This is a genomic window from Synechococcus sp. CC9616 (genome assembly GCF_000515235.1).
In the GTDB taxonomy this organism is placed as follows: domain Bacteria; phylum Cyanobacteriota; class Cyanobacteriia; order PCC-6307; family Cyanobiaceae; genus Parasynechococcus.
The window spans coordinates 1,178,321-1,199,836 of sequence record NZ_KI911558.1 but is presented as its reverse complement, the minus strand read 5'-3'; the positions used below and the strand labels follow the sequence as shown (position 1 = coordinate 1,199,836).

The following is a 21,516-nucleotide window of genomic DNA, read 5'->3' as shown; positions in this document are numbered from 1 at the left end:
CGGCGAACGTGTGACTGCCCTAAACGTACCCAAGCCAGCAAGGCATCTCTCATCTATCTATGAAACCTCTTTTAGTTCTTGCCTCATTGCTTCTGTTTGCTGTACCAGTCAAATCAGACGTCAAAGTGTTTCTGATGAATGTAGATGAATCAAAGGGCTATAATTACGGCTATGTTTATGGAGTGGGAGATGCTTTGTGTAACCTAGCAAACAGAAACCTAATTACAAAAGAAGATGCCAAAAGCATACTTGATGGACAGGCTAAGCTTGTCATTGAATACCCTGCTGGCGGAACTGATGCCGACAGATATTATGCAGAACAGGCTTACAAGGACATAAAAGAATCTGACCAATGCAAAGAGATTTACTAATGGCGTTATTTTATTCCCTGGTTGCGTCATTACTAATTCAGCGAACGTGTGATTGCCCTAACTCCGTGTTGCAGCTGCCCCTTGTGCTTGCATCTGTTGTAATTGCAGCAACTTAGCTTCACGAAGTTGTATTAGTTGCTCTTGTTGTTCAAGGATTTGTTGATCCAGATCAGTAGCCACTTGTGCCTCAGCTGGAACTTGTTGACCAGGAGAGAAGCGACCTTGGCTTGTGTAGACAAAACCTTTGTCTTGAGCGACTTTTACAGCCTCACCAATACTTGTGGATCTGTTCCTTTTTTCTTCTACAGCTTGCGTGTACTTCTCTGTAAAAATTGGTTCAGGTGTTGAGGCAAAAGCTTCCCGTACCGCCACCACTGGCCACCCCATCAGCAAGACCGATGGCCAATTGCTTGACAAAAGGCCGACTTTGCTTCAATCTTGAAAAGGGAAAATGTACCCTGACCGCTAGTTTTAGGTACTAGTGGCAACAATGCTGTGGGAGTTCAAGTCTCCCCATCCGCATTAGTTTGACAATCGTGTGTCGACAGCGTCTTCGATGATCGTTCTCAAGATCTCAAATGCTTCTGAAGTCGTTGCATCAAAAGTGGGGCGTTTTTTAGAACGTCTAACGCCTGATTCCGTTGACCACGCTGCAGTGGAGGATCAGGTGATCAAAAAGATGGTGGAAAATCTGGCCGCCGAAGGTCTCAAGGGTGAGATCGCCTCGATCAGCGGGCTTGATATCAACGGCGATGAGCTCTCGATTCACGAGGGTCTCAAAGTGCGTCGTCACGACAGCTTCTGACCCGCGAAGGACTCGACGCCTTGGTGTCTTCCGTCATCACGAGTCGGAGAAATCCTCTTGTTAAAAGACTGCGGGCTCTCAGCAGACGTGAGGGTCGTGATGTTGAGCAGATCCTGCTGCTTGAGGGAACCCATCTGCTCGAGGAGGCATTGCTCACAGACCCGCCCAACCTCGACTTGATTGCGACCGAGATTTGGATCGATCGGCATCCTGCCTTGATGTCCAGGCTGCCGTCGGGGACAAGCATTCAACCGGTGTCTGAGGAGGTACTCACTGCAGCGCTCAGCACGGTGAGTCCTGACGGGGTGGCGAGCTTGATGCCGATGTCGCAGTTGCCTGCTTCCCCCTCAGAACCCAGCTTCCTTCTGGTGCTGGATCGGTTGCAGGATCCCGGCAACCTGGGAACGCTGCTGCGCACGGCCTTGGCGGCTGAGATCGAGACGGTTTGGCTCGGTTCGGGAGCTGATCCACTCAGTCCGAAGGTGTTGCGTTCCTCCGCAGGAGCTCTCCTGCATCTGCCCCACCAGCGCCTGGGCCCTGATGAAGCGGGGGCTTTGGATCAGCTTGAAGCCAAGCTCCTTCAGCTCAGGGATCGCGGAGTTCAGGTGGTCGCCACGCTGGTTCCGGAGGCCAGTGCAGCTCGGCAGGCCATTCCCTACTGGGAGCTCAACTGGCAATGCCCCACAGCTCTTGTGCTCGGTAACGAAGGGCGTGGTTTGCACCAGCGATTGCAGGCCTGCTGCAGTCATTCCGTGACGCTCCCCCACAGTGAACGGGTGGAATCGTTGAATGTTGCCGCCGCCGCTGTTCCGCTGTTGCTGGAGCGTCGAAGGGCGAGAATGACGTCCTCAACGCAGCAGTCGGTGTGAGCGACGCCAGTTTCGATTTCGACGTCATCATCATTGGTGCCGGTTACGGCGGTTTTGACGCAGCGAAACACGCGGCAGAGCACGGTCTGAAGACCGCGATCATCGAATCGCGGGACATGGGCGGAACCTGTGTGAACCGAGGCTGCGTGCCGTCTAAGGCCCTGCTGGCGGCCAGCGGCAAGGTGCGTGAACTGGCCGACGACAAGCATCTCGCCAGTTTTGGCATTCATGCCGCCCCGGTGCGCTTCGAACGCCAAAAGATTGCTGACCATGCCAACCAGCTGGTTCAGGCGATTCGCACAAACCTCACGAAGGCCCTCGAACGGGCCGGTGTCACGATCCTCCGTGGCCATGGACGCCTGGAAGGTGAACAGAAGGTGGGTCTGCGCGAGCCGAACGGTGTGGACCGCGTTCTGAGCGCAAAGGACGTGATCCTTGCCACAGGCTCCGACCCTTTCGTCCCTCCCGGCATCGAGACGGATGGCCGCACGGTGTTCACCAGTGATGAAGCCATCAACCTGGAGTGGTTGCCCCGCTGGATTGCCATCATCGGCAGTGGTTACATCGGCCTGGAATTCGCCGATGTCTACACAGCGCTCGGCTGCGAAGTGACGATGATCGAAGCCCTGGATCGGGTGATGCCGACCTTTGATCCCGATATCGCCAAGATTGCCGGACGGAATCTGATTGACAGTCGCGATATTGATGCCCGATCCGGTGTGCTCGCCCGCAAGGTCACCCCGGGCTGTCCTGTGCAGATTGAGCTGGCCGATTTCGACAGTCGTGAGCTGGTGGAGACCTTGGAGGTCGATGCTGTTCTCGTTGCCACGGGACGCGTCCCCAGCAGCAAGGGTCTGAACCTTGAAGCGCTTCAGATCGAGACCAACCGCGGATTTGTTCCCATCGACGACTCGATGCGGGTGTTGCTGAACGGTCAGCCCGTCCCCCATCTCTGGGCCGTTGGCGACGTCACTGGAAAACTGATGTTGGCCCACACAGCAGCGGCCCAGGGCACCGTGGCTGTCGACAACATTCTTGGCCACGACAGGCAGATTGATTACCGCAGCATTCCCGCAGCCACCTTCACCCATCCCGAGATCAGCTCGGTGGGACTCACCGAAGTGGATGCCAAGCAGATGGCCGAACAGCAGGGTTTTCAGCTGGGTGCTGTGCGCAGCTATTTCAAGGCCAATTCCAAAGCACTCGCTGAGCTGGAGAGCGATGGTTTGATGAAGCTTCTGTTCAACAAATCATCGGGTGAAGTCCTTGGAGCTCATATCTATGGCCTCCATGCCGCCGATCTGATCCAGGAGGTGGCCAATGCCGTGGCACGACGCCAGAGCGTGCGCCAGCTGTCAACGGAAGTGCACACCCACCCCACCCTGAGTGAAGTGGTGGAGGTTGCCTACAAGCAGGCCGCCGGCCAGCTCGTCGGCTGAGTCGTTTTTAAGGAATCTGAGCATGGAGATCCGTCGCCGTCCCCCCAATCCCAAGGTGCGTGTTGCCTATCTCGAATATGCCGTTCCCCACGATGACGAGAAGCCTCGGCACATCCTCGAGGAAATCGTCTGGGAGAAGGACCGTGAAATCGACGTGGCGCGTCAGAAGGTTCCCCTTGAAAAGCTGAGATCACAAATTCAGGACCTGCCCCCAACGCGAGATTTCATCGCGGCACTCCGGTCATCGACGCGGAAGCCGGCTGTGATCGCTGAGGTCAAAAAAGCCAGTCCCAGCAAAGGTGTGATCCGTGAGGACTTCGACCCTGTAACGATTGCCCGCGCCTACGCCAGTGGCGGCGCCAGCTGCCTGTCGGTGCTGACCGATAAGACGTTCTTCCAGGGTGGTTTTGAGGTTCTGGTGGATGTGCGACAGGCCGTTGATCTCCCCCTGCTCTGCAAGGAGTTCATCCTCAGTCCCTATCAGCTTTATCAGGCTCGGGCAGCAGGCGCGGATGCCGTCTTGCTGATCGCTGCAATCCTCACCGACCAGGATCTGAATTACCTGCGTAAGGCAGCCAAAGCGCTCAGCCTCGACGTTCTTGTGGAGGTTCACGACGACGAGGAGCTGGAGCGCGTGCTGCAGCTGGGTGGATTTCCCCTGATCGGAATCAACAATCGTGATCTCGCCAGCTTTGAGACCGACCTCGCCACTACGGAGCGCTTGATGCAGCGCTTTGGAGAGCAGCTCAAGCAGTCCGACACCCTGCTGGTGAGTGAATCTGGTCTGTTCACGCGCAACGATCTGGATCGTGTTCAGTCGGCCGGGGCCAAGGCGGTTCTGGTGGGAGAAGCGCTCATGCGTCAGCAGGATGTCGAGGCGGGGCTTCGAACACTGATCGACGGTTGAGCCTCAGCGCTCCTGTACAATTGATGGTTGGCGAAGAAGCTCGATGCTGATCAGTCTGTTGACGGGGTTTGCCGCCGGAGCGCTGCATGTCGTCGGTGGAGCCGATCACCTGGTGGCCATGGCCCCGATGTCCTTGAACCGTCCGGTGCAGGCGCTGCGATCGGGTTTGGCCTGGGGGGTTGGTCATGCAGCGGGCGTGGTGTTGCTGGCCTTGATGACACTGCTGATCAAGGATCTGGCCCATCTGGAGGCCATGTCGGCCTGGGCTGAATGGTTTGTGGGTGTGTCGTTGCTGGTGGTTGGCACCCTTGCGATCCGCACAGCCTTTGGACTGGAGCTGCACACGCATGAGCATCATCACGACGGGGAGCGCCAACACCGCCATCTCCACCTGCACGTTCGCGGTCAGAGCAATCACAGACGCCATGCCCATGCCGCTTCCGGCCTGGGGCTCCTGCATGGCCTGGCCGGTGCCAGCCATGTACTGGCTGTGATTCCGGCCCTGGCGCTGCCCCCATTGGGTGCTGTGATCTACCTGTTCGCCTATTTGGGCGGCTCGATTGCAGCCATGCTCCTGGTGGCGGCAGCCTTGTCAATGCTGACCCAGCGCACCGGTGCGCGTTGTCTTCCAGTCCTGGTTGGCGTCACAGGGGGGCTGTCCATCGTGACGGGGATGATCTGGCTGCAGAAAACCTCAGCCGTTGTGTTCTGACGGGCTGCAACAGGTGCTCAGCGAACAGGTCATCAGCGAACAATGGATGTGACGACACCGATGAGGTGACGGCGCTCCAGAGCACCGAACTGGCGGCTGTCGCTGCTTTCCGACGGGTTGTCTCCGTGCAGGAGTAGGCGACCCTGATTGCAGCTGGTCAACCGCTTGATCATTTTCGTCTCGGCCTTATTGGGATGCCAGGCCACAACAAGCGAATCGATCGTTGGCAGCGGGGCATCGTCCGATAACAGTCGAATCAGCACCCGATCCCCGGGCATCAAGGTTGGCGCCATTGAAAAGCCGTCGACACGAAGGTGTCGACGGCGACGGCAGGCGAGCAGCAGCAGTTCCCTGAGGCTGGCTGCAGGCGGTGCTGAATGATTCAGGAGGCGGTGACCCAGGCATCACTGCGGCCCTTGGACTGCCAGAACATGTTGTGGATCTTTTCCACAGCAGCCATCAGTTCCTCAGCCTTGCCCTGGTCGATGTGGACTTTGCAGGCACTGCAAAGCTTGGTGGCTTTCCAGAAGGTGTCGTGGAGGTCGGGGAAGGTCGCCAGATGGTCGGGCTTGAAATAGTCCGTCCAGAGAATCAGGAGTTCCTTCTTGGTTTCCTTGGCCTGATCTTCCTTGATCGCGACGAAGCGAGAGAAGGTGTTGTTGTAGGCAGCCATGGCAGCGGCATCGCCATTGGCAGGGGCTTCAAGGGATTTGAGCTTCTTCGTCATCGCCAGAACAGCTTCAGCCGCCACACGGGCGGAGGCTGGGTCATAAACGCCGCAGGGTCCGTCGCAATGGGCATGAACGACGGATGCAGGGAGGGCGCGGACGATGGCGGAAAGGGCCGAACGCAGCATCGGAACAGGTGGCTAGCCGAGAGCCTAACTGCCGATCATTTACGGATGTCGAGAAGTTCCACCTCGAAAATGAGAGTGGCATTTGGTGGAATCACACCACCGGCCCCACGGCTGCCATAGGCCAGGTCTGGGGGAATCACCAGCCGGCGTTTCCCGCCAACTTTCATCCCAGCCACCCCTTCATCCCAGCCTTTGATCACGCGACCAGCACCCAGCGGGAAGCTGAAGGGGCCGCGGCCGTAGCTGCTGTCGAATTCTTTACCGTTTTCCAGTGTTCCGCGGTAATTGACCACCACGGTCTGGCCTGAACTGGCAACGTCGCCATCACCAACTTCCAACTCGGTGATGCTGAGGCCGCTGGCCGTCAGCGTTGTATCGGGGGCATCCAGAGGTCCTCCAAGGGCGGATGCATCGGCGGTGTTGTTGTTGTCGGGAGTGGTGTTGTCGGGAGCCATTGCGAACAAGGTTGGGTTGGGGTCATCGGGATCCAGTTCGATCCGGCCTGCTTGCTGAGGGGGCTCTGGCTGGATCACGGCTGCCTGAACCGGAGCTGTCGTGGTGGAGGCAGTCACTGTGGAAGCCACCACTGTGGAAGCAACCACGGTGGAAGGCGAGATCAGTTGGCTAACCAGCGCCAGCAGGAGGCAGAGCACGCAGACGGTTGAGCTGATCAAGATGTCCCGCACGTTGAAGTTCAGTTCTCGCGTGATTCTGACTTCCTGAGCTGCTGCTCGAGCCGATCGATGCGACCACGCAGTTCATCGACCTCCTTCTGGCTGGCCACTCCGATGTCTTCGAGAAAGTGATCGCGGTTGCGCTCGAGGTTTTTCTCCATCTGCTCTTCGAGCTCAGGGGTTTCCCCTCGCAGGGCCTTGAGCACGTCTTCAACCAGGGCGGAAGCTTGATTGGGATCTAGTCGGCCGCTGCTCACCCATTGCTGGGACACACCCCTGAGGCGCTCTGCGACCAGAGTGGTGGTCCCAAGGCCGCGGAGCAGCAGTTGCTGAAGAGGATTGCCGGCGTCCATTAGAACCTGTTGGCTTGGCTTCAGGATGACCCTGGCGGGGATTGATGACCATGGGCGATCACCGATCTGCCTCGCTCTGGCTGGCCATCGGAGGGGGATTGCTGGCGGGTCTCTCCCCGGCAGCGGCTGGGCCCGTGACCATGCTCCCTGCCCTCGCGCTGCTGTGGAGGATCGCCGATCGTCCTCGCCTTGCAGCGATCTGGGGGTTGCTGGCTGTGTTGCTGAGCCATCGCTGGCTGCTGGCGCTCCATCCCCTCACCTGGATGGGCGTGTCTGCCCTGCTCAGCCTTCCCATCGCGATTCTGATCTGGCTGGTCTGTGGATTGGCGGCAGCGGTTCTGCTGGCCATCTGGTCAAACGCAGCTCGCTGGCTGGTGGCGTCTCAACCGGGCAGCAGAGAAGAGCTGTCGGGGATGTCGATGCTCATCCTGGCGTTGATCTGGGGGCTCATCGAAGTGGGGCTGGCTGGCGGGCCCCTCTTCTGGATCGGCGTCGGCGGGAGCGTCCTGCCGTTGGATCCAGCGTTGGCAGGCCTCAGTCGCTGGATCGGCAGCGGCGGGTTGGCGGTGCTGTTGCTGGCAGCTGGCTGGGGGCTTGATCAGCTGTTTCGTCAGCGGTTTGCCCTGCGTCGCACTGTGAGCTGGTCTGTGATCTGGTTGATGGCGCTCCTGCTCGCCCATCTGCTCGGTGCCGCTGCGCTCTTTCGTCCGCCGGTCTCCCGAGGCGATCTGTCCCTGGCAGGTTGGCAACCTGCGATCCCAACGAGGGAGAAGTTCGCCTCTGAACAGCAACGGCGCCTGCCACAGGCTCTTCAGCGCGCCCTGGAAACGGCACGAGCTTTCGATGCCCAGGCCTTGGTTGCTCCTGAAGGCACGTTTCCGTCGGGCTGGACGTTTGCCTCCGAGGATCAGCCCCTGCCTCTGCTGACGGGTGGATTCCGTCGTCAAGACGGCCAGTTGCGCAGCAGTCTTCTGCTGATCAGCCCTGATGCCGATCAGCCCGAGCCCCTGCTCGATAAACATCGACTCGTTCCCCTGGGGGAGGCCCTTCCTCCTCTGCCGCAGGGGTTGGCGGGCGGTCTTTCCGCTGTTGGGGGCGTGATGCCAGGCCCAGCGTCACGTCTGCAGACAGGCTTCTCGGATCCAGCTGCAGTGGCGATCTGCTACGAGATCAGTGATGGCAGGTCGATGGCCAAGGCGATTGCTGAGGGTGGCCAATGGATGCTCTCCATCGCCAACCTCGACCCGTATCCAGATCTGCTCCAACGTCAGTTTCTGGCCCTGGCACAGCTGAGGGCCATCGAAACGGGACGGGATCTGTTCAGCGTGGCGAACACGGGGCCAACGGCCGTTGTTCATGCTGATGGCCGTGTCGATCAGCTGTTGCCTTCAGGAGAGGAAGGCGTTGCAGCAGCAGACATCCAAACCCGGAAGGCCCTGACGGGTTACGTGCGCTGGCTGGATTTGCCCTTGCGGGTGCTGTTCGGTGTTTGTCTGATTCAGGGGCTGATCAGCCGCCGATCAAGCTGAGCCAGGACGTGTTGATCACTCTGCGCTGATCAGTCCGCCTCCGAAAACGGTTTCACCGTCATAAAAAACCGCTGCCTGCCCGGGAGTGATCGAGAACTGCTGCTCGTGGAACTCCAGCCGACAGCGATGCGGACGTGATCGCTGGCGATCGTTCTCGTTCGGCTCAGCAGGCGATAGCTGAGCCATGACCGGAGCACTTCGATAGCGAACCTGCACTTCCACAGTGATGGACTCCAGGGGAGGTTCGATAGAGATCCAATTCACCGCTCCCACCTCGCAGCTGTGGCAGCCAGCCTCGGCACGGGGGGCAACGACCACGCGGTTCATCGCCGCATCAAGTCGAACCACATGCAATGGCTCACTCCAGGAGACACCGAGTCCGCGCCGCTGGCCGATGGTGAAGTGTTCAATCCCGTCGTGTTCGCCAAGAACAGTGCCGTCTTCAAGCACGATCTGCCCGATGCGAGGCGGCAGGTAAGCATCGAGGAAGGCCCGCATCGACCCGTGATGATCCGCCAGGCAGAGATCCTGGCTTTCCGGTTTGTCCGCCGTGCGCAGTCCGTGGCGAGCTGCTTCCCGCCGGGTATCCGGTTTGGTGAGTTCTCCAAGGGGGAAGACAACACTGCCCAGTGCCTCCTGGGGTAGGTCGTACAGGAAGTAGCTCTGGTCTTTTTGGTGATCCAGACCGCGCAGCAGTTGATGGCGTCCGACCCCACGGCCATGGCGGATGCGCGCGTAATGCCCGGTGGCGATGCGTTCGATGCCGCGTTCCTGCTGAGCCCAGCTCAGCATTGGCCCGAACTTCACCGATCGGTTGCACTGGGAGCAGGGCAATGGGGTGATGCCATCGCGATAGCCCTCCACCAGTCGTTGAACAATCTCCTTCTGAAACGTGTCGCGGGCATCGACAACGTGATGGGGGATGCCCAGCTGCTCGCAGATTCCGGCAGCATCCACAAGTCCCTCGGCGCAGCAGGCCCCTTTGCCGCTCATCAGCCAGAGCGTCAGACCTTCCACCTGCCAGCCAGCCTCAACCAACAGGGCAGCCGTCAGTGAGCTGTCCACGCCGCCGGAGAGTCCGACGGCGACGCTGTGTTCACCTGGCCAGGTTCGGAGACGCTCCAGCGCAGCCTGACCTGCAGAGGTGATCGAGGGGGCGGTGGTCATCGGAGACCCTTTCGATGTCTCCATCCTGCGATCCCGCCTTCCCGGGGCAAATGTGAGACGGTTTATTAACTGGTCATTAAATTTCAATCTTCGAAGGCCGATTGGATGGTCGTCGAGCGAAGGATTGAGTGTTGGAGTTGTGAAATCAACACGTACTTACGCTTGCTGGTAACGAAATACTCCAAGCAGAACCCCTTTTGGGTACCTGTCTTCGTGTCGGTGTTTTGTGAGCAAAATCCCCGAATGTTTCGGTTTGCTCGTTTGAATCTGAAAGGTTGTTGAAGTCACTTCGCTTTTCTTTCTTTACGTAAGAAAGTCTTCCCACGTAATCGGCGTCGACATGGTTTCCACCGCTTCCAAGCCTCTCGACACGCAGCGTCGACGAAGTAGCGACCCAGTGAGTTGGTACCTGGCCACCATTGGGCGGATTCCCTTGCTCACGCCTGCCGAGGAGATCGAGCTGGGCAATCAGGTGCAGACGATGATGCAGCTCACCGAAGACGGTTCCCGCGATTTTGATGAGTCTGGTTTGACAACACAGCAGCGCCGTTCCGTTCGGATTGGCCGCCGGGCCAAAGAGCGAATGATGAAGGCCAATCTTCGTCTGGTCGTGAGTGTGGCGAAGAAGTATCAGGGGAAAGGCCTTGAACTTCTCGATCTGATCCAGGAGGGATCCCTCGGCCTTGAGCGCGCCGTTGAAAAATTTGATCCCACCCGTGGTTACAAATTCTCGACCTATGCCTTCTGGTGGATTCGCCAGAGCATGACTCGCGCGATCGCCTGTCAATCCAGAACGATCCGCCTGCCCGTTCACCTCAGTGAAAGGCTGACAACGATCCGCAAGGTCAGTCTGGATTTGGCCCACAAGCTCGGAGCCATGCCCAGCCGGGTTGAAATCGCTGAAGCGATGGATATCCCCCTTGATGAACTCGATTCTCTGCTTCGTCAGGCGCTCACCACCAGCAGCCTCGATGCTCCCGTCAACGGAGAGGAGGGTCGCAGCTTCCTTGGAGACCTCATTGCTGATTCCTCACTTGAGGAACCGCTCGACATGGTCGAACAGAGGATTCATCACGAGCAGTTGGGCCGCTGGTTGAGTCACCTCAGCGAGCAGGAACAGCACGTGCTGCGGTTGCGATTTGGCCTCGAAAGCAATGAGCGTCACACCCTCGCCGAAATCGGCCGGTTGATGGACGTGTCTCGCGAGCGTGTTCGCCAGGTTGAGCTCAAGGCCCTTCGCAAACTCCGCAATCTCACCCGGCGTCTGCCTGGAGGAATCTGACGCGTTGAATCAGGCGATCAGTCGTCGGCCCAGATGTATCGGGTGAGTTCTTCAGCATCCGGCTCGGGTGCTGACAGAGCGAAGTCAACGCAGTCTTCAACCACTTGGTCGATCTCCTTTTCGATCGCCCGTAGTTCGTCGCTGCTTACCAAATCTGCCGAAACGAGATCTCGCTCGAAGGCCTTCAAAGGATCTCTCTGCGCCCAGAACTGTTTTTCCTGCTCGGAACGCAGTTCGTCTGGATCCGCCAGCGAGTGGCCCCGGAAGCGATAGGTCAGGCACTCAAGCAACGTTGGACCTTCGCCAGCCCTGGCCCTTTCCAGTGCCCGTTCAGCAGCGGCGCGGACAGCCAGGACGTCCATTCCATCCACTTCCTCGCCCGCCATGCCAAAGCTGGCGGCTTTTCTCCAGATTTCCGGATCACTCGTGGCTCGATCGTGCGCCATGCCGATGGCCCACTTGTTGTTCTCCACAACAAAAATGATCGGCAGTTTCCAGAGTTGCGCCATGTTCAGGCACTCGAAAAACTGCCCGTTGTTGCAGGTGCCATCTCCGAAGAAGGCCGCAGTGACCGAATCGCTGGATGAGTCGCCCAGAGCATCGCGCTTGTAGCGACTTGTGAACGCGGAACCCAGAGCCACAGGGATGCCCTCGGCGATGAAGGCGAAGCCGCCCAGCAGGTGATGCTCCTTGGAGAACAAGTGCATGGACCCTCCGCGGCCCTTGCTGCAGCCGGTCTCCTTGCCGAACAGTTCGCTCATGACGGCCCGTGCTGGCACACCGGCGCTCAAGGCATGAACGTGATCTCTGTAGGTGCTGCAGAACCAGTCGTGCTGTCGCTTCATCGCACCGATCACCCCGGTGCTGACAGCCTCCTGACCGTTGTAAAGGTGAACGAAGCCAAACATCTTGCCGCGGTAATACATCTCGGCACACTTGTCCTCGAAGCGTCGACCGAGGGTCATGTCGCGGTAAAGAGCCAGGCCGGTGTCGCGATCAACGGTTGCTCTCTGAGCGGTGACAAGGGAGGAGAGCCGCTCCCCATGGGCCCCGCCGGCCGCGGCAGTGCCAAGGGGAGCAGTCTCGACAGCTAGGTCCTGACCCATGACCGATCTTCCGGGAGCTTGACTGTAAGGGTCAGAGGACTGAAATTGGGCAAAATCCCAGACACTGACTAAAGTCCAGCCTCATCAAGTCTGTCTCTGTTGGACCTGCCCATCGATCACTTCCGACTGCTGGGTGTTAGTCCTTCCGCTGCAGCCGACGCCGTTCTCAGAAAGCTTCAGAATCGTTGTGATAGCCCGCCGGATCAGGGATTCACCCATGAGGTCCTGATTCAGCGCGATGAGCTGCTCAGGCAGTCGGCGGATCTGTTGACCGACTCCGTACGTCGGGCAGAGTACGAGGCGCAGTTGCTGGACCTGGCCCAGCATCATCCCGATGACACCGTTGGTCTGGACCTTCCCAGCAGCAGCGAGGCCGCTGGACTGCTGCTGCTCTGGGAGGCCGGTTCAGCTGTAGAAGCGTTTCAAATGGCCTGCCAGGGGCTCCAGCCCCCGCAGGCTCCGGCACTGGGCAGCGGCCGAGAAGCTGATCTAACGCTTCTGGCTGCTCTGGCCTGCCTTGATGCGGCAAAAGACGAGCAAGCCCAGAGGCGATATGAATCAGCGGCTCAAGTGTTGGCAGCGGGCATTGAGCTGCAGAAACGCATGGGCAAGCTGCCCGACCAGTTGCATGCGTTGCAGCAAGATCTGGACTCCCTTCTCCCTTACCGAATCCTGGATCTTCTGAGCAGGGACCTCAGCGATCAGGACTCCCATCAGCAGGGCTTGTCGTTGCTGGATCAACTGGTGAAGGATCGTGGTGGATTGGAAGGGGCACCAGAGGCTGCCTTCGGTCAGGAGGATTTCGAACCATTCTTCAAGCAGATCCGGCGTTTCCTCACCGTTCAGGAACAGGTTGATCTGTTCAGCGGTTGGCAGCTCCAGGGCTCCGGAGAGGCTGGTTTTCTTGCGGTTCTCGCGCTGACAGCGTCCGGGTTCTCGCGCAGGAAGCCCGAATTGCTGGAGCAGGCCCGAGATCAGGTGAAGGGACTGGCGGCAGCGGATCTCGATCCAATGCCCTTGCTGGGTTGCCTGGATCTGTTGCTGGGCAATGTCGCTGCCGCTGGCGAACACTTTCTGGCTGTTCGTGACCGCGAATTGAGGCTGTGGCTGGATCAGCACCCCGGCGATCAGCTGTCAGCGCAATGCGAGTACTGCCGTGTCTGGCTCGAGCGTGATGTTCTTCCCGGCTACAGGGATGTGGAGGCATCGGATGTGGATCTCGATGCCTGGTTCGCGGACCGGGATGTTCAGTCCTATGTCGAACGACTCGACCGTCAGGAAGCCCGCCGGTCCGATCCAGCTCTCACCACAGCGGGTGACTGGCCCAGCTTGTTCAGCGGTGATTCGGCTCCTGCCCTCGACGAGTCAGCCGTCCCTGCGGAAGTTGGTCCAGGAGATCACGCAGAAGCCAACGAAGGGTTCCATCTTGCGGTTCCCCGGTCTGTCCTCATCGCGATCGGATCAGGCCTTGCCGTCCTGGGCGTGCTGGCGGCCGTGATCAGTTCGAGACAGAACGCTCTCGACCCACTCCCGGAGCCAGCCGCTCAGATTGATTCGGGTGATCAAAACGATTCGGTTGAGACTGCTGATCCGGTTGATCCAGGCTCTGAAGTGGAGCTCGAGGACGCCCCTGCCCAGCCCAACGCCTCTTTGAAACCTGATCCGAAGCCTCAGGAGCAGCTCAAACCCCTCACCGCCGATGAGCCTTCAGAAGCAAACCTCCAGGAGCTGATTCAGGGCTGGCTGGATCTCAAGGCTGCCTCGCTGGCAGCAGAGGCAGACCAGGGCGTGGATCTCTCTGTTGTCGCCCGTGATCACATGGTGCAGAAGGTGTTGCAGGAGCAGGCCGCCGATGCATCAGCGGGACTCAGCAAAGTCATTGATGCCTCAGTGACATCGCTCGAGCTGGTCAGCCGCACGCCGCAGCGCATCGAGGTGATGGCTCAGATCGCCTATTCCGACAAAACCATCAATAGAGCTGGTGCGGTGATCAACCAGACGCCTCCGGATACCTTGAGCGTTCGCTACATCCTTGGACGGGATGGAGACCAGTGGAGGCTTCAGGCGTATATCCCTGCCGGCTGAAGCGGATCGGATCTCTTTTTACGATCACATCAATGTTGTAGTTGGTTTTCGCTGATGTTCGATGAGCTTTCAGCCCGTTTTGAGGATGCGGTCAAGGGGCTGCGGGGCCAGGACGCAATCAGCGAAACCAATGTTGAAGGAGCGCTGAAGGACGTCCGCCGGGCCCTGCTGGAAGCGGATGTGAGCCTGCCGGTGGTGAAGGACTTCGTCGCTGAAGTCCGCGACAGAGCCGTTGGCGCTGAGGTGGTGCGCGGGGTCAGCCCGGATCAGAAGTTCATCCAGGTTGTTCATGAGCAGCTGGTGGAGGTGATGGGGGGAGATAACGCACCTCTGGCCAAGGCGGCCGAGGCTCCCACCGTTGTGTTGATGGCTGGTCTTCAGGGTGCGGGTAAGACCACGGCAACGGCCAAGCTCGGCCTGCACCTCAAGGACCAGGGCCGTCGCGCCCTGATGGTGGGTGCCGACGTTTATCGACCAGCGGCGATTGAGCAGCTCAAGATTTTAGGTGCCCAGATCGATGTGGAGGTGTTCAGCCTCGGCGCTGAAGCCAAACCTGAAGACATCGCAGCGGCTGGCTTAGCCAAAGCGAAGCAGGAGGGGTTCGACACGCTTCTGGTGGATACCGCTGGTCGCCTCCAGATCGACACCGAGATGATGGAGGAGATGGTGCGGATCCGTTCCGCCGTGCAGCCCGATGAAGTGCTGCTGGTGGTGGATTCGATGATCGGCCAGGAGGCGGCTGAGCTCACCCGTGCCTTCCACGATCAGGTGGGCATCACCGGAGCGGTGCTCACCAAGCTCGATGGTGATTCCCGCGGTGGTGCGGCCCTCTCGATCCGCAAGGTGAGCGGTCAGCCGATCAAGTTCATCGGCACCGGCGAGAAGGTGGAGGCGCTGCAGCCGTTCCATCCCGAACGGATGGCCAGTCGCATCCTCGGGATGGGGGATGTGCTGACGCTGGTGGAGAAGGCCCAGAAGGAGGTCGAACTCGCCGATGTCGAGAAGATGCAGAAGAAGCTTCAGGAAGCGACGTTTGACTTCTCGGACTTCGTGAAGCAGATGCGCCTGATCAAGCGCATGGGGTCGCTCGGTGGCCTGATGAAAATGATCCCGGGCATGAACAAGATCGACGACGGCATGCTCAAGCAGGGGGAGCAGCAGCTCAAGCGCATCGAGGCGATGATCGGCTCAATGACGCAGCAGGAGCGGGAAAACCCCGACCTGCTGGCCAGTCAACCGTCAAGACGTCGGCGAATTGCCGGCGGCAGCGGCCATCAGCCCGCTGATGTGGACAAGGTGCTGGCCGACTTCCAGAAAATGCGCGGCTTCATGCAGCAGATGAGCCAGGGCAAAATGCCCGGCATGGGTGGCATGCCAGGAATGGGCGGGATGCCCGGAATGGGTGGAATGCCTGGGATGGGTGGCATGCCCGGAATGGGCGGAATGCCCGGAATGGGTGGAATGCCTGGTGGCGGTGGGCGGCCTGGACGCGGTGGTCCACCCAAGCGGCAGCGTCCGGCCAAAAAGAAGAAAGGCTTTGGGGAGCTTTGAGGGTGGAACGGTATTGTTGTTGTTTGGTGGGCGCTACGGCGCTGCCTGAACGAAGACCACTCCTTACGAAAGCGCCACGATGATCAAGCTCCGCCTGAAGCGGTTCGGTAAGAAGCGGGAAGCGAGTTTCCGCCTCGTGGCCTGCAACAGCACATCCCGCCGTGATGGCCGTCCCCTCCAGGAGCTCGGTTTTTACAACCCCCGCACCAAGGAAACCCGCCTTGATACCGAGGCCATCCGCCAGCGTTTGAGCCAGGGTGCTCAGCCAACTGATGTGGTGCGCACCCTGCTTGAGCGTGGTGGCCTGATTGAGAAGTCGGTGCGATCGGCAGAAGTTGTTGGCAAAGCCAAACAGGCTGCCAAGCGTGAGGCCGATGCGAAGCAGGCCGCCAAGGATGCCGCAGCAGCCAAGGCTGCTGAATCTGAGGCCTCTGAATCAGACGGCGACTCGGCCGAATCCACTGAAGCCTGATCCAGGACGTGTCTGACGACGGCGACAACGGCCGCTTCGTTCTCGACCTTCCTGATTCCGACGCAGCCCTGGCTCTTGCTGGGGAGGCGGAAGCAACTCTGCATCGCCTTGGCGCACTCACCGGTGCAGGCCTGGTGTTGCGGGGTCTTCAATTAGTGATCACCGGCCGGTCAACCCAGATCGAACGGGCTGCGGCCGTTGTCGAGCTGGTGAGACCGATCTGGCAGGACGGCCAGGCCATTACGGCGTTGGATCTGCAAACGGCGCTCGGGGCCTTGAACACCGGCCGCGGCGATGACCATGCCGCCATGGGCGAGCAGGTGCTGGCGCGAAGCCAGAGAGGCAACCTGCTCAGGCCACGAACCCTGAGGCAAAAGAAATACGTCGATGCCATGGAGCGTCACGACCTCACCTTCGCTCTGGGCCCTGCTGGCACAGGAAAAACGTTCCTGGCCACCGTTCTTGCGGTTCGGATGCTCACCGAACGCAAGGTGGAGCGCTTGATTCTCACCAGGCCAGCTGTTGAGGCTGGGGAGCGCCTGGGATTCCTGCCAGGCGATCTTCAACAGAAGGTGGATCCGTACCTGAGGCCCCTTTACGACGCGCTGCATGCCCTGCTGGGTCCTGAAAAAACCACGGTGCTGCTTGAGAAGGGCGTGATTGAAGTGGCTCCTCTGGCCTACATGCGCGGCCGAACCCTGAGTGAGGCGTTTGTGATCCTCGATGAGGCTCAGAACACCACGCCGGCGCAGATGCGCATGGTGCTCACCAGGCTTGGCGAACGTTCACGCATGGTCGTCACCGGTGACACCACCCAGGTGGATCTGCCCTTTGGACAGCTCAGCGGTCTTGTCGAAGCCTCTGAGGTCCTTGATGGTGTGGAGGGTGTTGCCGTCTGTCGTCTGACGTCGGCGGATGTCGTGCGCCACCAGCTGGTGCAACGGGTTGTCGAGGCTTATGCCAGGCGGGACGGCGGCAAAGTGTCACGGTCAATGCATCGATAGGGGGATCCACACCTCAGACCCTTGTCAGCACTGGCAGAGTGTCATAAGTGATGGATGGTTCGGTCAACATGCCAGCCAGCAGCAATTTCCAACAGGCCATTCGCGAGGCGCAATCGAGTGCCCTGGTCGGCCCCAACGTGGTCAACAAAGCGCTTCCCTACGTGGGGGGCGGCATGGTGCTCACGTCGGTCGGGGTGATCGGCGGGCTTTCGCTGATGGCAACGCCGCTGTTCCAGCCCCTGTTCTGGGTGGCGATCATCGGCAATTTGATTCTTTTCTTCGTCGCCCAGAACGTGGCGATGAAAGGAAACAACTCCACAGCTTTACCGCTTCTTGCCGTTTACAGCCTGATCACCGGCTTCACCTTGAGTGGCCTGGTGGCATTTGCTGGAGCGGTTGCCGGCATTGGTGCTGTTGGAACAGCGGCTCTGGCGACAGGGATCACCTTTGTGATCGCCTCAGTGGTGGGGCGCCGGATGAGCGATAGCGTCGGCCAGGCCCTTTCGGGAGTGGTCGGGCTTGGACTGATCGGTTTAATCCTGGCGATGGTGGTCCAGTTCATCGGCGGCATCTTTGCTCCGGCGATGTTCCACGGCACCAGCTTTGAGCTGATGATCGCGGGCTTCGGCACCGTGCTCTTCGTCTGTGCGGCTTTCGTCGACTTCTACACGATGCCTCGCACTTACCAGGACGAGCAGTACCTGGCCGGCGCCCTGAGCATGTACCTCACTTACATCAACCTGTTCATCTTCATCCTGCGCCTGATCATTGTTCTCAATGGCGGTGGACGACGGGACTGATCCATTCAGTTGATCTGAATTGACGTCAACTGCGCCCCAGCTTGTCTGGGGCTTTTTTGTGATCGAAGACACCGTTTTTATTGACTGCGGCATGGCTCACATGTCTCTGGCTGGAACGCAACCAGAGTGAGGAGAGCCTCTTGATGCTGAAGCTTGGAAAGGCCGCAGCTTCGACGATTTGGCGTCTACCTCGCTGTATTGCTACTTCACGAGCAACATCATTTGCAGTTAAAGCTGAGAGATCCCGAATTCGTTGCCGGCGGCTGGGTGGGCAAGGGCGTGATTCGCAGCAGACCGTTCGATGCCGTCGTCGTTGGTCTGAGCAATGCCAACTGGAGCCGTGCCATCCCCAACGGGCCGATCTGGGCATCGGTGCTGAAGCTGGGAAATCAGGCGATGCTGGGTAACAGTGCCTCGATTCAGCCCAATCTTCAGTACGTCTTCAATCCGATGGGGCAGGGCAAGGTGGACGACCCCCTTGTGCTGGGCCTTCAGATGAACATCACCTTCTGAGGGTTTCAGTGATCAGCCACAGCAAGGGCGCTAGCGCTGATCGCACGCTTCTGTTCATCGTCGTACCCCCATCGCTTCAGAAAGGCGACATCGTCCCCTCGGTTGTCGCAGCCTTCCAGGAGCTGTTCGAGCCGCTGCTTGACGAGATCCGGTTCCAGCAGACGCAGCAATTCGGTGCAGCGCGCGCTCACTTGCTCTGAGCCCGCCTGCTGCGCCTGATCACCGGAGCGTTGATGCTGCAGTGCCATGGCGGAGCTCATCGCCAGGTTGCGCACACTGAGATCGACCACCCCTTCTGCAGCGGCGCGCAGCTGACCAACCACCGGATCGGGCAGGCGATCCATCAAAGCGCTCTCTCCTGCCAGGCTCACCACAAAGAAGCCGCGAGCTCCATCCCGGCTGGCCACCATCTCGCCGATGCGGTCGGCCAGCACTTCATCACTGATCTCCTCGTTGTCCCACTGCTGCAGCCAGGCAGCCGTGATCTCCATCGCCTGCTGAAAGGTGGGTTGCAGATCGGCCATGGCACGCCACTCCAGTGGGCGCAGGCTATTGCCCGGGCGATGACAGCGCAGACTTGAACCATGCTCAGCACACCGTTGTCGGCGGACCATCGCTCCGGCTTCATCGCCCTGATCGGCAGGCCCAATGTGGGCAAGTCCACCCTGGTGAACCAGCTGGTGGGGGAGAAGGTGGCGATCACCTCGCCTGTGGCCCAGACCACCCGCAATCGTTTGCGGGCCATTCTCACCACGGAGGTGGCGCAGATGGTCCTGGTGGATACGCCTGGGATTCACAAGCCCCATCACCTGCTGGGGGAGCGTCTGGTGCAAAGCGCCCGCACCGCTATCGGTGAAGTGGATCTTGTGGTGCTGTTGCTCGAGGGATGTGAGCGACCGGGCCGTGGCGATGGCTTCATCGTGAATTTGCTGCGCCAGCAGCCACTCCCGGTGATCGTTGTCCTGAACAAGTGGGACAAGGTTGCACCGGATCAGCAGGAAGCCTCAGAAGCGGCATACGACGAGCTGCTCTCGGGGCTGGATTGGCCCAGATATCGATGCAGTGCGCTTTCTGGTGAGGGATGCTCTGACTTGTCGGTGGATATGGCGGCCATGCTGCCGACTGGTCCCCAGCTCTATCCACCGGAGATGGTGTGTGATCAGCCGGAGCGGGTGCTGATGGGGGAGCTGATCAGGGAGCAGGTGCTGCTCCACACGCGAGAAGAGGTTCCCCACAGCGTGGCGGTGACCATCGACCGAGTGGAGGAGATGCCAGCCAAGGGCAAAGGCGGCGGGCGTACGGCTGTGCTGGCCACTGTGCTGGTGGAACGCAAAAGCCAGAAGGGAATCCTGATCGGCAAAGGTGGGGCAATGCTCAAAACGATCGGCCAGGGTGCCCGCCTGCAAATGCAGACCCTGATTGATGGTCCGGTGTATCTCGAACTGTTCGTGAAAGTGGTGCCGGATTGGCGAAGCAAGCCTCAGCGGCTGAATGAACTCGGTTATGGCGTCAATACGCCCTGATCAACAGATGGGCGAACCGGTCTCAGTCGAGCACCTCAATGCTCACACTCGCCGTACCGTCGTCATCGATGTCGAGGGCTTCCGCTGCGCCATGGGCTAAGTCGATCACGGTTCCTTGCTTGAACGGCTTGCGGTCATTGATCTCCACCGTCACGCTCTCACCGGTGTCGAGTCTGGTGACCTTCACCTCCGTACCCATCGGCAGGCTGCTGTGGGCAGCCGTCATGGTGCCCTTCTCGAGCATGTCGCCGCTGGTGGTTTTGTTGCCGTAGAAGCCCGGGCAATAGCAGGAGGCCTTCCCTTCAACGACTTCGGCGGTGTCCACGGTCTCCACGGATTTATTGGCCTCGGTTGTAGGCGCAGCCTCGCTTGTTTGAGCTGTCGTGCTGTTCTGAACAACCTCTGTTGTTTCTTCAGCGTCTTGAGCGGTCTGCTTTGAGGTCTGGTCAGTGGCGCAGCCGCTGACGCTGAGCATGATCAGGGCCGCTGCAAACAGTTGGGGTCTCCAGTGGGTGCGCATGATCAGATCGCTGGTCTTCTGAAGAACTAGCCATCGGGATTGGATCGGTCGATCACCCGCCTAATCTCCGGCCCATGCTCTCTTTGCTCACGCGCACCAAGAGCTTCCGGGACCCCTGGGTGGGGCACCCGATGCTCAACCGGCGTTGGCAGTTGCATCGCCGTCGGGTGCAGCTTGCCGACAGCTTGTGTCGTTGGAGGCGTTGGCTGAAGCCCAGTCACTGGAAGAGCCTGGAGAGGGATGGCTTCCTGGTGATTCCCAACCTGCTGCCGGATCCTGCCTTCCTTGCGCTTCGAAACGAGGTGGAGGAGCACCTGGCCAGGGCCAATGCTGCCCATCCGCTTCCATCGAATGATCAAGCTGGCTTTCAGCCGAAACAGCCCTTCCCCGGCGGCTTCGATCGTTATGACGGCGGCACGCTCAACCGCTTTCTGCACATTGATCCTGAGCAGCTCCCCTGCAGTGCAGCCCTCAGCCATGACCCTCGCCTCAGTGACTGCTCCCGTCAGGTGATCGGCCTGCCGGCAGACCATCGCAAGCTCGATATCTATCTGACCGTGCACGGCGAGGAACGTCGCACCCCCGATCTTCAGAAGGATCTCCACCGCGATACGTTTTTCCGGGCCTTGAAGTTCTGGATCTTTCTGCGTCCTGTGACGGAGCAGGACGGCCCCTTCGAGATGGTGCCGGGCAGCCATCGCCTGACTTCGGCCCGGTTGCGCTGGGAACAGGCCACCGCCAATGCGGCGATTCAGCATCAGCAACAGCCGGATGTCTCCGGTTCGTTCCGCATCCGTGAACAGGACCTTGCCTCCCTTGGTCTGCCGCCACCTGTTGCGCTCACCTGCCCAGCGAACACCCTCGTGTTGGCAGACGTGTTTGGTTTCCACCGCAGGGGGCGGGCCTTGCCGGGGCGTGAGCGCCTCTCCCTCTATGGCTGGAATCGTCCCTATCCCTTCCTGCCACTGAGCTGGTGAA

General features: G+C 59.6%; 25 protein-coding genes. 16 read left to right on the top strand and 9 right to left on the bottom strand.

From position 1 onward, the window contains the following. Nucleotides 1-59 precede the first annotated feature (59 nt). A complete protein-coding gene (locus SYN9616_RS0107180) occupies nt 60-371 on the top strand; it encodes a hypothetical protein (RefSeq protein WP_028952484.1) in 312 nt (103 codons plus the stop codon). Nucleotides 372-428: 57 nt separating this feature from the next. Here the strand turns inward: SYN9616_RS0107180 and SYN9616_RS0107175 are convergent, their stop codons facing one another. Next, the gene (locus SYN9616_RS0107175; protein WP_037990790.1) at nt 429-746 is read right to left on the bottom strand and encodes a hypothetical protein; all 318 of its coding nucleotides are present in this window, start codon (nt 744-746) and stop codon (nt 429-431) included. Nucleotides 747-927: 181 nt separating this feature from the next. Here SYN9616_RS0107175 and SYN9616_RS0107170 point away from each other — a divergent pair, with 181 nt between their 5' ends. From SYN9616_RS0107170 to SYN9616_RS0107150, 5 genes are read left to right on the top strand one after another with little or no spacing between them, the layout of a single operon-like run. Further along, the gene (locus SYN9616_RS0107170; RefSeq protein WP_028952482.1) at nt 928-1,176 is read left to right on the top strand and encodes a hypothetical protein; all 249 of its coding nucleotides are present in this window, start codon (nt 928-930) and stop codon (nt 1,174-1,176) included. Between the two features lie 20 nt (nt 1,177-1,196). Then, the gene (locus SYN9616_RS0107165; RefSeq protein WP_028952481.1) at nt 1,197-2,045 is read left to right on the top strand and encodes an RNA methyltransferase; all 849 of its coding nucleotides are present in this window, start codon (nt 1,197-1,199) and stop codon (nt 2,043-2,045) included. Next, nucleotides 2,042-3,484, top strand: coding sequence for a dihydrolipoyl dehydrogenase (lpdA, locus tag SYN9616_RS0107160; protein ID WP_028952480.1), 1,443 nt, complete (start codon nt 2,042-2,044; stop codon nt 3,482-3,484). The genes SYN9616_RS0107165 and lpdA overlap by 4 nt, the downstream gene beginning before the upstream one ends. 22 nt (nt 3,485-3,506) lie before the next feature. Next, complete coding sequence (gene trpC / locus SYN9616_RS0107155; RefSeq protein WP_028952479.1) at nt 3,507-4,391, top strand: indole-3-glycerol phosphate synthase TrpC; 885 nt, start codon at nt 3,507-3,509, stop codon at nt 4,389-4,391. Nucleotides 4,392-4,434: 43 nt separating this feature from the next. Next, nucleotides 4,435-5,103: a hydantoin utilization protein A gene (locus SYN9616_RS0107150; protein ID WP_028952478.1), complete on the top strand. Its 669-nt coding sequence runs from the start codon at nt 4,435-4,437 to the stop codon at nt 5,101-5,103. Nucleotides 5,104-5,135: 32 nt separating this feature from the next. Here the strand turns inward: SYN9616_RS0107150 and sodX are convergent, their stop codons facing one another. Genes sodX through SYN9616_RS0107130 form a run of 4 tightly spaced genes read right to left on the bottom strand, consistent with a single transcriptional unit; the run spans nt 5,136 to nt 6,986 of the window. After that, a complete protein-coding gene (sodX, locus tag SYN9616_RS0107145) occupies nt 5,136-5,444 on the bottom strand; it encodes a nickel-type superoxide dismutase maturation protease (protein WP_255326802.1) in 309 nt (102 codons plus the stop codon). A gap of 41 nt (nt 5,445-5,485) precedes the next feature. After that, nucleotides 5,486-5,959 (bottom strand): superoxide dismutase, Ni, encoded by a 474-nt coding sequence (gene sodN / locus SYN9616_RS0107140; RefSeq protein WP_028952476.1) that lies wholly within the window; start codon nt 5,957-5,959, stop codon nt 5,486-5,488. Nucleotides 5,960-5,994: 35 nt separating this feature from the next. Next, nucleotides 5,995-6,645, bottom strand: a complete 651-nt coding sequence (locus tag SYN9616_RS0107135) for an FKBP-type peptidyl-prolyl cis-trans isomerase (protein ID WP_028952475.1) — start codon at nt 6,643-6,645, stop codon at nt 5,995-5,997. A gap of 8 nt (nt 6,646-6,653) precedes the next feature. Next, entirely contained in the window at nt 6,654-6,986 is a 333-nt protein-coding gene (locus tag SYN9616_RS0107130; protein WP_028952474.1) for a phasin family protein, read from the bottom strand. A 50-nt stretch (nt 6,987-7,036) separates the two neighbouring features. Between SYN9616_RS0107130 and SYN9616_RS0107125 the strand changes: the two genes are divergently transcribed. Further along, nucleotides 7,037-8,515 (top strand): apolipoprotein N-acyltransferase, encoded by a 1,479-nt coding sequence (locus SYN9616_RS0107125; protein ID WP_028952473.1) that lies wholly within the window; start codon nt 7,037-7,039, stop codon nt 8,513-8,515. Between the two features lie 15 nt (nt 8,516-8,530). Here SYN9616_RS0107125 and mnmA read toward each other — a convergent pair whose 3' ends face one another. Then, nucleotides 8,531-9,682 (bottom strand): tRNA 2-thiouridine(34) synthase MnmA, encoded by a 1,152-nt coding sequence (gene mnmA, locus SYN9616_RS0107120; protein WP_028952472.1) that lies wholly within the window; start codon nt 9,680-9,682, stop codon nt 8,531-8,533. Nucleotides 9,683-10,022: 340 nt separating this feature from the next. Between mnmA and SYN9616_RS0107115 the strand changes: the two genes are divergently transcribed. Continuing rightward, on the top strand, nt 10,023-10,964 hold the full coding sequence (locus SYN9616_RS0107115; protein WP_028952471.1) for an RpoD/SigA family RNA polymerase sigma factor: 942 nt from the start codon (nt 10,023-10,025) through the stop codon (nt 10,962-10,964). Between the two features lie 17 nt (nt 10,965-10,981). Here the strand turns inward: SYN9616_RS0107115 and pdhA are convergent, their stop codons facing one another. Next, entirely contained in the window at nt 10,982-12,070 is a 1,089-nt protein-coding gene (gene pdhA / locus SYN9616_RS0107110; RefSeq protein ID WP_028952470.1) for a pyruvate dehydrogenase (acetyl-transferring) E1 component subunit alpha, read from the bottom strand. A 99-nt stretch (nt 12,071-12,169) separates the two neighbouring features. Here pdhA and SYN9616_RS0107105 point away from each other — a divergent pair, with 99 nt between their 5' ends. From SYN9616_RS0107105 to SYN9616_RS0107080, 6 genes are all read left to right on the top strand, one after another. Beyond that, nucleotides 12,170-14,155, top strand: coding sequence for an ARC6/PARC6 family protein (locus SYN9616_RS0107105; protein WP_037990789.1), 1,986 nt, complete (start codon nt 12,170-12,172; stop codon nt 14,153-14,155). A 54-nt stretch (nt 14,156-14,209) separates the two neighbouring features. Then, entirely contained in the window at nt 14,210-15,706 is a 1,497-nt protein-coding gene (ffh, locus tag SYN9616_RS0107100) for a signal recognition particle protein (RefSeq protein ID WP_028952468.1), read from the top strand. Between the two features lie 79 nt (nt 15,707-15,785). Beyond that, entirely contained in the window at nt 15,786-16,178 is a 393-nt protein-coding gene (gene rpsP / locus SYN9616_RS0107095) for a 30S ribosomal protein S16 (RefSeq protein ID WP_028952467.1), read from the top strand. Between the two features lie 8 nt (nt 16,179-16,186). After that, nucleotides 16,187-17,182, top strand: a complete 996-nt coding sequence (locus tag SYN9616_RS0107090; protein ID WP_028952466.1) for a PhoH family protein — start codon at nt 16,187-16,189, stop codon at nt 17,180-17,182. Between the two features lie 68 nt (nt 17,183-17,250). Further along, nucleotides 17,251-17,982 carry a Bax inhibitor-1 family protein gene (locus SYN9616_RS0107085; protein ID WP_028952465.1) on the top strand — a complete coding sequence of 244 codons (732 nt, stop codon included), beginning with the start codon at nt 17,251-17,253 and terminating at the stop codon, nt 17,980-17,982. Between the two features lie 222 nt (nt 17,983-18,204). Beyond that, nucleotides 18,205-18,495: a carbohydrate porin gene (locus SYN9616_RS0107080; RefSeq protein ID WP_028952464.1), complete on the top strand. Its 291-nt coding sequence runs from the start codon at nt 18,205-18,207 to the stop codon at nt 18,493-18,495. 5 nt (nt 18,496-18,500) lie between these two features. Here the strand turns inward: SYN9616_RS0107080 and SYN9616_RS0107075 are convergent, their stop codons facing one another. Continuing rightward, nucleotides 18,501-19,019 carry a hypothetical protein gene (locus tag SYN9616_RS0107075; RefSeq protein WP_028952463.1) on the bottom strand — a complete coding sequence of 173 codons (519 nt, stop codon included), beginning with the start codon at nt 19,017-19,019 and terminating at the stop codon, nt 18,501-18,503. Nucleotides 19,020-19,079: 60 nt separating this feature from the next. Between SYN9616_RS0107075 and era the strand changes: the two genes are divergently transcribed. Then, on the top strand, nt 19,080-20,018 hold the full coding sequence (gene era / locus SYN9616_RS0107070; protein ID WP_028952462.1) for a GTPase Era: 939 nt from the start codon (nt 19,080-19,082) through the stop codon (nt 20,016-20,018). A gap of 22 nt (nt 20,019-20,040) precedes the next feature. Here era and SYN9616_RS16105 read toward each other — a convergent pair whose 3' ends face one another. Further along, complete coding sequence (locus tag SYN9616_RS16105; RefSeq protein ID WP_051410975.1) at nt 20,041-20,538, bottom strand: septal ring lytic transglycosylase RlpA family protein; 498 nt, start codon at nt 20,536-20,538, stop codon at nt 20,041-20,043. Nucleotides 20,539-20,612: 74 nt separating this feature from the next. Between SYN9616_RS16105 and SYN9616_RS0107060 the strand changes: the two genes are divergently transcribed. After that, on the top strand, nt 20,613-21,515 hold the full coding sequence (locus SYN9616_RS0107060; RefSeq protein WP_028952461.1) for a phytanoyl-CoA dioxygenase family protein: 903 nt from the start codon (nt 20,613-20,615) through the stop codon (nt 21,513-21,515). The last annotated feature ends 1 nt before the right edge of the window (nt 21,516 follow it).

Excerpts from the sequence above, each read along its gene's own strand:
- SYN9616_RS0107180 (WP_028952484.1), top strand. The coding sequence starts at position 60 with ATGAAACCTCTTTTAGTTCTTGCCTCATTGCTTCTGTTTGCTGTACCA.
- SYN9616_RS0107170 (WP_028952482.1), top strand. The coding sequence starts at position 928 with ATGATCGTTCTCAAGATCTCAAATGCTTCTGAAGTCGTTGCATCAAAA.
- trpC (WP_028952479.1), top strand. The coding sequence starts at position 3,507 with ATGGAGATCCGTCGCCGTCCCCCCAATCCCAAGGTGCGTGTTGCCTAT.
- SYN9616_RS0107150 (WP_028952478.1), top strand. The coding sequence starts at position 4,435 with ATGCTGATCAGTCTGTTGACGGGGTTTGCCGCCGGAGCGCTGCATGTC.
- sodN (WP_028952476.1), bottom strand. The coding sequence starts at position 5,959 with ATGCTGCGTTCGGCCCTTTCCGCCATCGTCCGCGCCCTCCCTGCATCC.
- SYN9616_RS0107130 (WP_028952474.1), bottom strand. The coding sequence starts at position 6,986 with ATGGACGCCGGCAATCCTCTTCAGCAACTGCTGCTCCGCGGCCTTGGG.
- SYN9616_RS0107125 (WP_028952473.1), top strand. The coding sequence starts at position 7,037 with ATGGGCGATCACCGATCTGCCTCGCTCTGGCTGGCCATCGGAGGGGGA.
- mnmA (WP_028952472.1), bottom strand. The coding sequence starts at position 9,682 with ATGACCACCGCCCCCTCGATCACCTCTGCAGGTCAGGCTGCGCTGGAG.
- SYN9616_RS0107115 (WP_028952471.1), top strand. The coding sequence starts at position 10,023 with ATGGTTTCCACCGCTTCCAAGCCTCTCGACACGCAGCGTCGACGAAGT.
- pdhA (WP_028952470.1), bottom strand. The coding sequence starts at position 12,070 with ATGGGTCAGGACCTAGCTGTCGAGACTGCTCCCCTTGGCACTGCCGCG.
- ffh (WP_028952468.1), top strand. The coding sequence starts at position 14,210 with ATGTTCGATGAGCTTTCAGCCCGTTTTGAGGATGCGGTCAAGGGGCTG.
- rpsP (WP_028952467.1), top strand. The coding sequence starts at position 15,786 with ATGATCAAGCTCCGCCTGAAGCGGTTCGGTAAGAAGCGGGAAGCGAGT.
- SYN9616_RS0107085 (WP_028952465.1), top strand. The coding sequence starts at position 17,251 with ATGCCAGCCAGCAGCAATTTCCAACAGGCCATTCGCGAGGCGCAATCG.
- SYN9616_RS0107075 (WP_028952463.1), bottom strand. The coding sequence starts at position 19,019 with ATGGCCGATCTGCAACCCACCTTTCAGCAGGCGATGGAGATCACGGCT.
- era (WP_028952462.1), top strand. The coding sequence starts at position 19,080 with ATGCTCAGCACACCGTTGTCGGCGGACCATCGCTCCGGCTTCATCGCC.
- SYN9616_RS16105 (WP_051410975.1), bottom strand. The coding sequence starts at position 20,538 with ATGCGCACCCACTGGAGACCCCAACTGTTTGCAGCGGCCCTGATCATG.
- SYN9616_RS0107060 (WP_028952461.1), top strand. The coding sequence starts at position 20,613 with ATGCTCTCTTTGCTCACGCGCACCAAGAGCTTCCGGGACCCCTGGGTG.